This is a genomic window from uncultured Fibrobacter sp. (assembly GCF_947166265.1).
Classification (GTDB): domain Bacteria; phylum Fibrobacterota; class Fibrobacteria; order Fibrobacterales; family Fibrobacteraceae; genus Fibrobacter.
Map to the genome: position 1 here is coordinate 164,381 of NZ_CAMVDO010000001.1, position 13,499 is coordinate 177,879.

Annotated in this window: 14 protein-coding genes; 3 read left to right on the forward strand and 11 right to left on the reverse strand. The window is 54.4% G+C overall.

The genetic code is table 11. The features are described 5' to 3' along the window. Positions 1-2: 2 nt before the first annotated feature. From nuoK to nuoB, 10 genes are read right to left on the reverse strand one after another with little or no spacing between them, the layout of a single operon-like run. Positions 3-317, reverse strand: a complete 315-nt coding sequence (gene nuoK / locus Q0W37_RS00635; RefSeq protein ID WP_297697785.1) for an NADH-quinone oxidoreductase subunit NuoK — start codon at positions 315-317, stop codon at positions 3-5. Continuing rightward, positions 317-871 (reverse strand): NADH-quinone oxidoreductase subunit J, encoded by a 555-nt coding sequence (locus Q0W37_RS00640; protein ID WP_297697787.1) that lies wholly within the window; start codon positions 869-871, stop codon positions 317-319. Before Q0W37_RS00640 ends, nuoK begins: the two co-directional genes overlap by 1 nt. Continuing rightward, positions 871-1,440, reverse strand: coding sequence for an NADH-quinone oxidoreductase subunit I (locus Q0W37_RS00645; RefSeq protein ID WP_297697789.1), 570 nt, complete (start codon positions 1,438-1,440; stop codon positions 871-873). The genes Q0W37_RS00640 and Q0W37_RS00645 overlap by 1 nt, the downstream gene beginning before the upstream one ends. Beyond that, entirely contained in the window at positions 1,440-2,795 is a 1,356-nt protein-coding gene (locus tag Q0W37_RS00650) for a complex I subunit 1 family protein (protein WP_297697791.1), read from the reverse strand. The genes Q0W37_RS00645 and Q0W37_RS00650 overlap by 1 nt, the downstream gene beginning before the upstream one ends. Then, the gene (locus Q0W37_RS00655; protein WP_297697793.1) at positions 2,795-4,438 is read right to left on the reverse strand and encodes a 2Fe-2S iron-sulfur cluster-binding protein; all 1,644 of its coding nucleotides are present in this window, start codon (positions 4,436-4,438) and stop codon (positions 2,795-2,797) included. The genes Q0W37_RS00650 and Q0W37_RS00655 overlap by 1 nt, the downstream gene beginning before the upstream one ends. A 4-nt stretch (positions 4,439-4,442) precedes the next feature. Next, positions 4,443-5,750 carry an NADH-quinone oxidoreductase subunit NuoF gene (gene nuoF / locus Q0W37_RS00660; RefSeq protein WP_297697795.1) on the reverse strand — a complete coding sequence of 436 codons (1,308 nt, stop codon included), beginning with the start codon at positions 5,748-5,750 and terminating at the stop codon, positions 4,443-4,445. A 2-nt stretch (positions 5,751-5,752) separates the two neighbouring features. Next, a complete protein-coding gene (locus tag Q0W37_RS00665) occupies positions 5,753-6,814 on the reverse strand; it encodes an NAD(P)H-dependent oxidoreductase subunit E (protein ID WP_297697797.1) in 1,062 nt (353 codons plus the stop codon). After that, positions 6,811-8,004: an NADH-quinone oxidoreductase subunit D gene (locus Q0W37_RS00670; RefSeq protein WP_297697798.1), complete on the reverse strand. Its 1,194-nt coding sequence runs from the start codon at positions 8,002-8,004 to the stop codon at positions 6,811-6,813. The genes Q0W37_RS00665 and Q0W37_RS00670 overlap by 4 nt, the downstream gene beginning before the upstream one ends. Beyond that, positions 8,001-8,624: an NADH-quinone oxidoreductase subunit C gene (locus tag Q0W37_RS00675; protein ID WP_297697800.1), complete on the reverse strand. Its 624-nt coding sequence runs from the start codon at positions 8,622-8,624 to the stop codon at positions 8,001-8,003. Before Q0W37_RS00675 ends, Q0W37_RS00670 begins: the two co-directional genes overlap by 4 nt. Then, a complete protein-coding gene (gene nuoB, locus Q0W37_RS00680) occupies positions 8,624-9,259 on the reverse strand; it encodes an NADH-quinone oxidoreductase subunit NuoB (RefSeq protein ID WP_290994803.1) in 636 nt (211 codons plus the stop codon). Before nuoB ends, Q0W37_RS00675 begins: the two co-directional genes overlap by 1 nt. A gap of 269 nt (positions 9,260-9,528) precedes the next feature. Between nuoB and Q0W37_RS00685 the strand changes: the two genes are divergently transcribed. The 3 genes from Q0W37_RS00685 to Q0W37_RS00695 all read left to right on the forward strand — a co-directional run bounded on the left by Q0W37_RS00685 (position 9,529) and on the right by Q0W37_RS00695 (position 12,730). Further along, complete coding sequence (locus Q0W37_RS00685; protein WP_297697802.1) at positions 9,529-11,217, forward strand: bifunctional diguanylate cyclase/phosphodiesterase; 1,689 nt, start codon at positions 9,529-9,531, stop codon at positions 11,215-11,217. Positions 11,218-11,343: 126 nt separating this feature from the next. Further along, complete coding sequence (locus Q0W37_RS00690) at positions 11,344-11,535, forward strand: 4Fe-4S binding protein (protein WP_297697804.1); 192 nt, start codon at positions 11,344-11,346, stop codon at positions 11,533-11,535. Then, positions 11,528-12,730: an NAD(P)/FAD-dependent oxidoreductase gene (locus Q0W37_RS00695; RefSeq protein WP_297697806.1), complete on the forward strand. Its 1,203-nt coding sequence runs from the start codon at positions 11,528-11,530 to the stop codon at positions 12,728-12,730. Before Q0W37_RS00690 ends, Q0W37_RS00695 begins: the two co-directional genes overlap by 8 nt. 3 nt (positions 12,731-12,733) lie before the next feature. Here the strand turns inward: Q0W37_RS00695 and Q0W37_RS00700 are convergent, their stop codons facing one another. Further along, entirely contained in the window at positions 12,734-13,459 is a 726-nt protein-coding gene (locus Q0W37_RS00700) for an NAD(P)H-binding protein (protein ID WP_297697808.1), read from the reverse strand. Between the last annotated feature and the right edge of the window lie 40 nt (positions 13,460-13,499).

The following is a 13,499-nucleotide window of genomic DNA, read 5'->3' on the forward strand; positions in this document are numbered from 1 at the left end:
GCTTACCCCTTCATATTGGAATAGTTGTCGGAATCGACACTTTCACGGTTGCGGAAAATGAGGATCACGAGTGCAAGGCCCACGCAAGCTTCGGCAGCGGCAACGGCGATCGAGAACAGCGGCACAATCTGGCCCGCGACACTCAAATCGGCAGGAAGCGTCTTGGCAAAGCCCACGAAACTGAGGTTCACTGCGTTCAGGGCAAGCTCAACACCCATCAGCACAAAGAACACGTTGCGGCGGGAAAGAGCCACAATCAGTCCGATGCTAAAGATAACCAGGGCAAGAATCTGGATATAGATCGGTTGGAGTTCCATTACTTATCCTCCTTTTCTTCCGAAACAGCTTCTTCAGAAGCTTCGGAACCCAGGTGCTTTTTCGCCATGAGGACCGCAGCCCCCATCGAAGAAAGCAGCAACAAGCCAAGCACTTCGAAAAGGACGAAGTAGCCGGGACCCGTCTGGGCCGTATTGAACAAGTTCGAAGAAGTCATCTCGACGGAGCCGCGAAGCGTGGAAACGTCGAAGCCCATCGGAGACATCACGAGGGCAAAGCCCACGAGGCCGGCCAAGACAAGCACGCCGATGACCACGAAAATGGAAACACCGTCGAACATGGGAGTCTTATTGTCCTTCGCCGCGTTCAAGACCGAAATCACGAACACGAGAAGCATCATGATTGCACCGGCATAGACCATCACCTGGACAACCCCGATAAAGGGGCTTCCCAACAGGCCATAAATACCCGCGAGCGAGAGCATGGTAAGAATCAGAGAAAGGCCACCATAAAGCGGATGCTTCGAGAAAAGCACGCCAAAGGCCGCCACCACGGCAATCACCGCAAGAACGATGAAATAAATCAGGGCAAGCATTACTTTACCTCCATTCCCCAGACCGCGCGGGCCTGGGCATTCTTTGTACCACCCGGAGCCTTCTGGCTCTGTTCGTCATCGGGGTAATCCTTCGGGTCCCAAGCAGTGAGGGTCTTGAGGTTTGCCACGAATTCGTCGCGGGTGCGGTGTTCAAAGATGATTTCCTTGGTATCCATGCGGAGCGCATCGACCGGGCAGGCTTCAACGCAAAGGCCACAGAACACGCAAGTCAGATGGTCAATGTCGAAGCGTTTCACCTTCTTTTCGATACGCGGATCGTCACTGGCGGTCGCTTCGATATAAATGCAGTGGGCAGGGCAAGCCGCAGCGCACATGCCACAGGCAACGCAACGGGGGCTGCCATCGGGGCGAAGCATCAGGCGGTGCTTTGCACGGTAAGTGCTACGGACTTCGGGCTGACCTTCCGGATAGGAAATGGTCGGCAGAGTTTCGTAGCGGAAAAGACCACGGGCGGCGTGCTTGAGCGTCGTCCACAGGCCGCGAATCGCCTCGAAGATGTAGAGGCGTTCTACCCAGTTCATGGGTCTTTGTCTAATAACGCGGGCCATTAGTTACCTCCCAAGAGCTTCGCGACCACGGCGGTCACGACGAGGTTCAAAATCGCGATATTCAGGATAATCTTCCAGCCAAGGTGCATAATGTGATCGTAGCGGAAGCGCGGAAGCGTCCAGCGGACCCAGATCCACACCCAGCAGAAGAACACGCTCTTCACCAGGAGCACCAGCAGGTGGATGAGAGCCGTACCGAGGGCAGCACCCAAGGTGTTCACGGCAACACCGTTCACCATAGTCACCTGCGGGTTGTAAAGCATCCAGGAGGCAACACCGGCGCAGATAAGCACCACGGCGGCGATCCAGCCGATACCCTTGTAAAGCTTATATTCCTGCAAGATTTCCATCTTGTTTACCTGGGCCGCAGCACGGAGCTTGCGGGAGTAGCGGTAAATCATATGGAGGAATGCGAGAGCGAAGAAAGCGAGCACCCAGCAGAGGATAGCGAGCGAGCCACCCATGTGAGCCTGGATGGTTTCGGTCGGCACGAACGGGACCGAGTAGCCGCCCAGGAAGAGGGTCGCCACCAGAAGGCTGCTGATGCAGATGTGGGAGTATTCACCCATGTAGAACAGGCCGAACTGCATGGCACCATATTCAGTGTGATAACCGGCAACGAGTTCAGGTTCACCTTCGGCAACGTCGAACGGAGCACGGCCCGTTTCGGCAATCGTCGCAATGAGGAAGCAGAAGAATGCCACCGGCTGGGCGACAATGCCCCACACGTGGTGTTCCTGCCAGCTCACGATATCGGTGAGGCTGAAGGAGCCCGCGAGCACCAGGAGGCCCATCATCGAAAGGCCCTGGCAGACTTCGTAGCTGATCGTCATCGCGGTCGTACGCAAAGAACCGAGGTAGCTGTACTTGGAACGGGAGCTAAGACCCGCAAGCACGGCACCATAGGCGGAAAGCGAACTGAAACCGAACAGGAGCAGAATGCCCACTTCGGAATCCACGATCGGACCTGCAATGCGCACCACCTGGCCACCCCATTCAAAGACCATCGGGCCAAACCAGGGAATCACGCACGGAGAAAGGAACACGATGGCAAACGGGATTGCCGGCGCCACGTAGTAAAGGAACTTCTTTGCACCCTTCGGAGCAAACATTTCCTTGAAGAACAACTTGGTACCGTCGCACATGTTCTGCACATAGCCGAGCAGGCGGACCTTACCAAAATACGGAACCTTGATGTAGGAGCGGTTCGGGCCCTGACGGTCCTGCATGAAACCCGCACCACGGCGTTCCATAGGAATCAACAACAGGATGTAGAGCACCGGCACGAAGCAGAAGCCGAACTTCGCAATCGTGATAAGCCATTCCACCCAGGTTTTGGATTCGATGATATCCATTAGGCGTTACCTCCTTCGAGCAACTTGCCTGTACTCTTGATGGTATCGTAAGAAAGTCCTGCAAGCACGCCTGCATATTCGCCCGCATGTCTGAAGGCTTCGAACGCACTTTCGAATTTGCTTCCGGCGAGTTCCGAAAGAACATCGTAAGCGGCGCGGATCTTTTCATCGGGGCATACCGGGCATGCATTCAACTTTTGCAGAATGTTCAGGCTGTTCACCATGGTACCCTGGACTTCGCTCCAGTGGCGGATACCGAAGGCAAGCGTTGCCTTTTGTGCAGTCGCATCGTTGAACGGAGTGAGAGCGATTCGGGTCGGAATCTTTTCGAGGGCGGCGACAGCGGCACCACCTTCGCCGAAGATATCCATATTCACCGTGAGGAGTACCTTGAATTCGGGAGCACCCTTCACGACATCCTTTCTGCAACGGTCAACGAGATTGTCGAGGTTGTCATCGGGAATACCGAGCAGCTTGAATGCGGCGCGGTTTGCAAGCGGGTCGCCACTCATGGCAATGCCATCGGGGGCACCAACCTTCTTGAAGGTCCCGCCGAAAAGTTCGGCGGAGTCGCCCAAGGCTTCTTTCAGCATGCGGAGCGCAGCGAGGTCTTCGATGGTGCAGGAGCCACCGGCAACGAGGGCGACCTTGCCCCCATTCTTCTTGGCTTCTGCAAGGGCTTCTTGAATCACGTGGAAGCCCATCGCCGGGAGACGGTTCTTGTCGAATTCCTGGAAAGCGAGGCGGCTCGTATTAGAGAGCCAGCTGCGGTTCACTTCGGGGTTGCAACGCGGCATCACACGGTAGATGTGACCATCGGCATGATCCAGCCAAATGTTAGCACCGAGAGAGTCATCCATCGAAACCGTCGGCGTGTGACTCAAGAGCCATACACGCTTCTGGAAACGGAAGTACTTCGCGGTCATGGCACCCACGGGGCAAACATCGGTCACGCACAAGTCGTATTCGTGATCGAGCTTTTCACCCGGGAACGTCGTAATGTAGGTATGGTCGGCGCGGCCGGCAAGCTGCAGCTGTTCGGAACCGGCGATCGTACGCATAAAGCGTACGCAACGGTCGCACTGCACGCAGCGTTCTTCGTCGAGCAAAACGCGGGGACCGAGGTCCACGTGCTTACCGCCACGGAGCTGACCCTTTGCATCGATAAACTGATGGGCCGGATTGCCGTGGTAGTTCTTGCCGTATTCGGGGCGCATGCGGGATTCGTTCTGGCCCGCTTCCATGTAGTTCTCTTGCAGGGTGCATTCACCGGCCTTGTCGCAAATCGGGCAATCGAGCGGGTGGTTCACCAGCATGAATTCCTGCGTTGCCTTGCGGGCATTCTTCACACGGGCGCTGGAGGCCGGCGTGTAGATTTTCATACCCGGCATAACCGGCGTGTAGCAGGCAATCACGAGCATACGGCCACGCGGGCCTTCTTGCTCCACCAGGCACTGGCGGCAGTTACCGGACACCGGCAAATACGGGTGGTAACAGACGTGAGGAGTTTCAATCCCGATAGCCTTCAGGGCTTCGAGCAGGTTCGTATCGCCAGGAACCATCACGGCCTTGTCGTCCACGAAGATTTCCACCTTCGGGCTATTCTCGGTCGGGAGTTTCGGCATGTTGTAGAAGTTACTCATATTATTACCAGAAAATTCCAGGACGATAGTTTTCCTGAACACGCGGCTTGGCGTGGTCGGGGTTCTTTGCGATTAATTCATCAAAGTCGGCTCTGAACTTTGCAGTGTAGCTAGACACCGGGCCACCGAGCGAGATAGACAGCGGGCAAATCGTCACGCCGCCAAATCCACCGGAGAGGCTCTGCATCAGTTCCACGTCGCCATCGTGGCCCTTGCCTTCCACAATCTGGTTCAGAATGCGGTGCAGAAGGCCCGTACCTTCGCGGCACGGAGTGCACTGGCCGCAAGATTCGTGGCTGTAGAAGTTGCCGAGCACGTTCAGGAGTTCAGCCATGTTGTGCGTATCGTTAATCACGATCATGGCGCCCGAACCGAACATCGTCTTCATCGAGGCAAGGCATTCGTAGTCCATGGTGGCCACGGCACATTCGCCTGCATTCAGCGGAGCGCAAGAAGAACCCCCCGGAAGCACAGCCTTCAGGTTTCCGCCCACGACACCGCCGGCATAATCATTAATCATCGTCATCATCGGAGTGCCGAGCGGAGCTTCGTACACACCCGGATTCTTGACATCACCCGAGATGCAGAACACCTTGGTACCGCCTGCACGGGGAGTACCCATCTTAGCGTATTCGCTCGGGTCATGCTGGAAAATCCACGGGAGAGCCATGATGGTTTCCACGTTGTTCACGCAAGTCGGAGACTTCCATGCACCGCTCACCGCCGGGAAAGGCGGCTTCAGGCGGGGCTGACCCTTCTGGCCTTCGAGCGAGTTGATAAGAGCAGTTTCTTCACCGCAGATGTAGGCGCCTGCACCGCGATGCACGAAGATATCGAAGCAGAACTTGGTGCCCATGATATTTTCGCCGAGGTAACCGGCAGCGTATGCCTGGTTCAGCGCCTTGTTCATGCTCTCGATGCAGGGCAGGAACTCGCCACGGCAGTAGATGTAAGCCGCACGGGTACCGAGCGCCCAAGCCGCGATAATCAGGCCTTCGATGAGGCGGTGCGGATCTTCCATCATCAGGAAGTGATCCTTGAACGTACCGCCTTCGCCTTCGTCAGCGTTCACCACGATATACACGGGCTTGCCGGAATTACGCGGAACAAAACTCCACTTCATACCGGTCGGGAAGCCTGCACCGCCACGGCCACGGAGACCGGAACGTTGTACGTAGTCAATCACTTCGAACTGGCTCATGTTGAACAAGCGATCCGAAATGTTTGCGTAGCCACCCAGTTTCTTGTAGACTTCAATGTCCTGGGCGCCCTTGCCAAAATTTCCTGTACAAACTTTTACTACTTCAGCCATAATTACTTAGCCTCCTCTACGGTCGCGGGCTTCTGGGTGGTAACCGCTTCCTTGGAAGGTTTTGCAGTGCGTTCGCCCGAAGTGGCAATCATGCGGTACACGTCACCGACCTTACCGGCAGCGTCTACAAAAGCCTTGTCCTTCACGCCGGGTTCACCGACAGCGACCCAGGAAGAACCATCCTTCTTTTCGACGACAATCTTCGTGAATTCGGGAGCGCCCTTCCAAGTGAGGGTGGCACCGTTTTCGTCGGCTTCGGCCTTCACGTTCAGAACCGGAGAAGGCGGAGCATAGTCAGCGACCTGCGGCTTAGCCGTAGCGCCCGGAGCACCGGGATGGCCGCCGTGGCCCTTCACCACACCACCGAGCACGTCATGCTTCGGAACATTGTTCGCGTGAGCCTTGCACCAGTCAATAATGCGGTCGATGCTTGCTTCGGTAAGAGTCGTACCGCGCTTCATCTTGAGCTGACCGTCGACCACGTCGGTGGCAAAGTCATCGTTCACGAGCATCATCGGGCCGTTGCCGCAGCTACCGAGGCATTCCACCTGGAGCACGGTAAACATGCCATCGGGAGTCGTCTCGCCACTCTTGATGCCAAGCTTGTTTTCCACATACTTGATGAGCGGCTGGGCACCCTTGATAGCGCAGCTGATGTTGCGGCAGAACTGCAACAGGAACTTGCCCTTCGGGGCATGGTTATACATGGTATAGAAAGTAGCGACGCCGAGAGCATGAGCCGGAGCGCAACCGCAGACGTTTGCAGCCCAGCGGATACCTTCGGTCGGAACCCAACCGAACACGCCCTGCACCAGCCAAAGGACTTCGAGGAGAGCGCCCTGGCCCACCGGGTAACGGCTGAGCAAGTCGGCGCAACGTTCCTTGATTTCAGGAGTGTCAAGCTTTGCAAGCACTTCCTTCGGGGCGGGCTGCGGAACAGCCTTGTTCACGTAGCCAAAAGTCTGACCCGGATCCGGGAGAGCGGGAATCGCTTCGCTCGGACCGTCGAACTTCAAGTGGTTATTCGATACAAACTGAACTGCACCTTGAATATGTTGTGTCATCGGTCAAGTTCTCCAGCAATCATGTTGAGGCCAGGCAGTGTTGCCATAGAGTCGGCAAGGGTAAGGCCTTCGACGAGTTCGTTAAATGCAGACACATGGGCAAACGAAGGTGAACGCACCTTGATGCGGTATGGGTGGCCAGAACCATCGCTCACGATGGTAAAGCCAAGTTCGCCGTTCGCGCATTCGCTTGCGCAGTAGTATTCGCCTTCGGGCACGCGGATACCTTCGTACACGCTCTTGAAGCGGCCGATAAGGGCTTCCATGTCCTGGTAGGCAAGCTTGTGCGCGGGCACGCGGATGCGTGGGTCGACGATGTCGACCGGGCCCGGAGCGAGGCGCTTCAGGGCCTGGCGCACAATCTTCACAGATTCTTCGATTTCGGCAAGGCGCACCTGCAGACGGTCGTTGGCGTCGCCCTGTGTGCCGACCACGACTTCCCAGTCGTAGGTTTCGTAGTCGTAGTAAGGTTCATCCTTGCGGAGGTCGCTTTCGACACCCGTGGCACGGAGACACGGACCGGTCCAGCCGTAGCTGATGGCGCGTTCGGCAGAAATCTTGCCGACACCCACGGTACGGTCGAGGAAGATACGGTTACGGTCCAAGCAGGCATGCAGGTCCTTGAGGGCCTTTTCCACCGATTTGCAAGCTGCGAGTACGTCGTTTTCGAAGCCGTCGTAGCTGTCGCGGTAGAGGCCGCCGATGCGGGCAAAGCTGTTGGTGAGGCGTGCTCCCGTGAGCTTTTCCCAAATCAGCATGATTTCTTCACGCGGGTTGAAGGCGTACATGAACGGAGTCGTACCGCCCAAGTCCTGGAAAGCTGCAGCGACGCAAATAAAGTGGTCGTTGATACGGGAGAGTTCGTTCACAATCACGCGGAGCACCTTGGTACGTTCCGGGATTTCGATACCGTACATGTTTTCGACTGCGCGGCAGAACGCAATGTTGTTCATCATTGCAGAGCAGTAGTTGAGGCGGTCGGTGTACGGAATCACCTGCTGCCAGGTGCCGCGTTCGACCATCTTTTCAAAGCCGCGGTGCATAAAGCCAATTTCATGGACACCGGCCACGATGGTTTCGCCATCGAGAGCAGCCAGCAGGCGCACGCAGTGGTGAGTCGCCGGATGCGTCGGGCCCACGTTCAGGGCCATCAGGTTCATCTTTTCGCCATTCGGGTCAAGTACGATCATTCTCTGATACTCCCTTCAAGATATTCTTCTTCGACAGGCATGATTTCCTTGGAGCGCTGGATAACCCTGTAGCCCTTGTCTTCCAGACGCTTTTCGAGTTCCGGAATCAAGAAATCGGTCGTCGAGAGCCACTGACGCTTCTGGGCAGGATAATCCTTGCGAAGCGGATGGCCCACAAATTCAACATGGTTCAGAATGCGACGCAGGTCGGGGTGGCCTTCGAATTTGACACCGTATTGGTCATAAACTTCGCGTTCGAGCCAGTTCGCGCTTGCATACAAATCAGTAACGGTCGGCACCTTCAGGTCGGCTTCGCTGACCAGCACCTTAAGACGGACGCGGTGTCCCGGATTCTTGGTGCTCTTGAAAGCATACGAGACCGCAAAACGAGGGCCCTCATGGTTCGGGTAAGTGAGGTAGTCGATACCCGCAAGGTCCAGAAGCATATCCATCTGGGTGGAGCTGTCGTTCTTCAAAAATTCAACCGCATTGTGCAGGTATTCCTTGGGGACCACCACGCAGGCATCCCACTTGGCCGCATCGTCCTTCTTACCACCAAACTTGGAGGTGAGGACAGAAACGACCGTTTCTGCAAAAGTCATTTCATTGGCTTCCATCATTACTCCTTCCAGAACTGGGCCTTCTTCACAAGTTTCTGTTCTTTTTCGGCCACAAATTCCTTGATTTCCTCGCGCTTTTCACGAGCAAACTCACGGGCTTCCGCCTTAGCCTGTTCGGTCTTCGCCTTGATCATTTCGAGCTGGTCCTTGACGCGTTCGGCACGCTGTTTCATGTAGGACTCGTCCTTGATCTTCTTCTGGAGGTCAAACATCGCCTCGAAGAACGCTTCCGGACGGGAGGGGCAACCACCGATATACACGTCTACCGGGATAATATGGTCGATACCCGGCACGGTGCAGTAGCAGTCGTAGAATCCGCCCGAACTTGCACAGGCACCCATGGCGATGACCCAGCGGGGTTCAGCCATCTGTTCGTACATGCGCTTGAGAATCGGCGCCTGCTTATAGGAAATGGTTCCCGCGACCAGCAGCACATCGGACTGACGCGGCGTAAAGCGCACGTATTCCGACCCGATACGGGACAAGTCGTAACGGCCCACTTCGGTACTCATGAATTCGATTGCACAACATGCCGTACCATAAGGGAACGGCCACAGGGAGTTCGTTCGGCCCCAATTGACTAGGAAGTCAAGCGAGGTCGTGATGAAATTCGGCTTTTCTGCCTCATTACTCATAGGAGGTTACCTCATAAAATGCGGGCTAAAAGATAGAATTTTAAGAAGTAGACCGTAGGCCGCAGACTGTAGGCCGTGGTAGATTTTCAAGAGAATGAAAATTAGATAAATCTAACAAAATAAAAGCCTGCCACGAAGCGGAGCCCCCTCCTGAATACGGGAAATGCACCCCAACACCAAAAAAAACGGACCTATTTATTTTACATTCAACTTGCTATGGATGTAGTTTTTTTGTAAATTTCACGCCGTTTCGGTCTATTGAGGATGTAATGGATTATTCTATTCTAAACAGCATGTACCTTGACTTCAGGTCCAAATTCCTGGGGCCCGTATTTACTACCGATGAACTTTTTGCCATGCTGTCAAAACACATTTCCACCCTTACCCAAAGAACAAACGTCGGTTACATCAACTGCATATACTATATACCGGCAAGCCAGTTCGCGCCCAACGGCATTTCTGGCCAGTTCACGGTCTACCACGACAAGGAAAGGCTTCCAGAGATTCCAGAAGCCACGGATTTTTCCGAAACCATGAGTACGGGGGAACACGGGTCGTTCACCTTCCAGGCCCACCCAATCGCAGGGCACACCTTTAACGACATCGAAAAACAGTTCATCCAGATTCTTAGCTGGGACTCCTTTATCCTCTCCGGCCGCGCACGCCTCATGGGCAACACCCGCAAGGCCGCCATTTCCGACCCCATGACCGGGGCCTACAATCAGGCAGGCATCTTTATGTTCTGCCAGATGACGATCGGCGAAAACCTGAAGGACTACACCGCCTACTTTATCAACCTCAAGAATTTCAAGTACATCAACAAGTCCATGGGCAGCCAGATGGGCGACCTCGCCCTCAAGATGTATGTACAACAAATTCTCTTATTCATGGACAAAACGGAAATTATCGCCCGACTCGGCGGCGACAACTTTTTCGCATTAGTCAAAAAAGAACGCCAGGAAAGCTTCATTTCCAAGTTCAGCATCTGCGAGCTGTCCCTTAGCCAGGGCCCCAAGCCCATGAATATTCGCATCCAGGCACGCATGGGCGTCTACCCCGTCGAAGAAAAGGTGGAAATCGGGGACGTGCTGAACAACGCCGCCACAGCATTGCAAGCGGCAAGGACCATCAAAACGCGCGACGTCATGTACTTTACCAAGGACATGCTCATCCGCTCGATGCATCAGAAAGAAATTTCCAGCGAATTCCACAACGCCATCCGCAACAAGGAATTCGTCGTTTTCTACCAGCCGAAGGTAGACCTGCTTTCCAAACGTGTTTGCGGCGCGGAAGCGCTGGTACGTTGGATCCGCCACAGGACCATTGTCCCCCCCATGGATTTTATTCCCGTGTTGGAACGCGAAGGCACCATTTGCGACCTCGACTTTTACGTTTTCGAAACAGCCTGCTCCGATATCCGTCAATGGCTTGACGCAGGCATCGAGCCCAAACGTATTTCGACCAACTTTTCAAAGCTCCACCTGCAAAATCCGGAACTTGCCGACCATGTGCTGAGCATTATGCGCAAGTACGATATCGAAAGCAAGTATGTCGAAGTGGAATTGACCGAAGTTTCCGATTTCGACGACACCGTCGCCATGCAGAAATTCGTGAACGCGATGTACGAAAATGGCATCGCCGTATCTATTGACGATTTTGGAACTGGTTACTCGACGCTCAACGTTCTCAAGGACTTCAACATCAGCACCATCAAGCTGGACAAGTCGCTCCTCAACAACATCGGCATTCCCAATTCGAAGGACGAAGTCATTATCCGCAACGTGGTGAAAATGGCAAACGAGCTCAAGAAAGAAGTGATCGCCGAAGGAGTCGAAACGGAAAAGCAGGCTAAATACCTCAAGAGCATTCAATGCAACAATGTTCAGGGATTCCTGTTCGACAAGCCGCTTATTCACGACGAATTCCAGAAGCGCCTGACCGGCGAAGTGGTGTACTAGACTAAAGAACGGCCCTACGGGCCTACAGACGAAAGACGAAAGATTTCTTCATTTTTCTTCTACAGAGCCTCTCTCGTCTCTCGTCTTTTGTCTCTCGTCTTAGTAACTTTTCTATATTCGTCTCTAATGAAGAAGCTTGTTCACGACAGAAAGGTTTGTCTCGCCTGTGCGGGATGCGTAGGCATTTGCCCCAAAATGGCCCTCGACATGTACGGCCTTGACTTGCAGATTAATTCCGAAAAATGCATCCGGTGCGGCATTTGCACCAGGGCCTGTCCTGTAGGCGCACTGAAACTCACGGAGGTGAACGATGCTTGATTCCCGTTACGATGTCGTCGTGATTGGCGCAGGCCCCGGCGGATCTGTTGCCGCAAGAAACCTCGCCCGTGCAGGCCACAAGGTTCTGCTCCTCGAAAAACGCGAAAAGATTGGCTACCCGGTGCGTTGTGGCGAAGCGAGCACCAAGCTTTCGGATTTGCAGACCTACGGTCCAATTGACGACAGTTGCATCGAAAGCATTATCAACGGTCTCTACATTTACGGCCCCGCCGGCGTGAACATCGAAGCTCCGCAGCCGGAAACGGGCATCATGCTGAACCGTGAAATTTTTGACCCGTGGCTTGCAAAGCTAGCGGCCGACGATGGAGCCCAGGTGGAGACCTGCGCTCGCGCCGACTACGTGAGCGATGTCGAAGGCGATACTCGCATGGTTCGCGTTGTTCTCGGTAAAGGCGATGGTAACGGCTCTGTCACCGAAACCGCCACGCAGGAAATCTTTGCGAAGATGGTTATCGCGGCAGATGGTGTCGAAAGCCGCATTGGCCGCATAGTCGGACTTGACTGCGGACAGAAGCCCAATACGACCTGCACCGGTGTCGATATTGAAGTGCAAGGAATCTTGACCAAGCCCGATTACCTGACCTTCTGGCAAGGTCACGACTTTATCAACGACGGATACATCTGGAGTTTCCCGAAGCAGAAGTCGAACGTCACGAACTTCGGCGCAGGATTCCTCGTGAATGGAGCGAACCGTCCGAACATTCTGGAAGTGACTCTCGAATGGCTCGAAAAACTTTTCCCCGGTTCTAAGGTCAACCACACTGTCGGCGGACTCATCCCCGTTTCGAGCGTTCTCAAGAACTACACGCTCGACCGTTTTGCCCTTGTCGGCGACGCCGCCCACCACACCAACCCGCTTACGGGTGGTGGCATCGCTGCCGCGATGCGCGCCGGCCGCTTCTGCGCCGAATACGTGGACCAGGGCCTCAAAGCAGGCGACCTTTCGAAGCCGTTCCTAAAGCAGTATGAAAAACGCTGCTACGACTACTTCGGCAAGATGCATGACTTTGAATACAAGTTCCGCAGGTTCCTGCTAGCCATCAACCGCGAAGAGCAAATCGGACTTTACAAGGTTCTGCAGGGATTCGCCCTGAGCGGATACAAGAAGAGCGCCTTCCTCAAGACGCCCGTGCAGACTACAAAATACCTGTACAAATTCTGGAAGTTCAAGTAGTCGCTAGAACAAATCATCCACTTTCGTCTGGGCGAGTACGCGGTTGTAGATAATCCGCTTGCCTTTCACGCCGTCGGTTGCGCAGATATGATCCGTAGGTGGTCTCAACAGGGACGCCACCAGATGTGCCGCCACCGTCTCGGCATGCACCGGGCGCACATAGACGGGAATCCATTCAGGGTGTGCGCCGATTGTTTTTTGAAGCAGTTCTTCACCAAAGCGTTTATCCTTGTGTTTACCGAGCAATAGCGACGGACGCACGAGCGTAAGCGCCTCAAAATTGATCAAGGTCAGTCCCTCTTCGAGCATTCCCTTTAGTTTATTGTAAAAGAAGAATGAATGACTGTCGGCCCCTTGCGCGCTCACACACAGGAAATGCTTCACTCCCGCTTTCTTGGCAATGGCAGCCAACGTAAGCGGAAGTCTCAAGTCTATTTTTTCTTGCGCGGCCTTGCCACCCGCTTGTTTCCGCGTCGTTCCTAGACAACAGACTACAGAATCACACCCTACAAAACCGGCATAGAACTTTTCACGGGCATCCCCATTAGCTTGTTCAAAGTCAACTTGTTCGAAATCAAACTTGGAAGCCCCTTCCATTATGCCGAAACTAGCAATGTTTGGACACTCGCGAACGGGACAATAGACGCGTACCACTTGCGGAAGGCGAGATAGCAATTTCAGGACATTTTTTCCAATTAAGCCGGTAGAGCCAAGAACAGCAACTTTCATACTTTGAATATAGAAAAAGGCTCAAAAAAAACGCTACAAT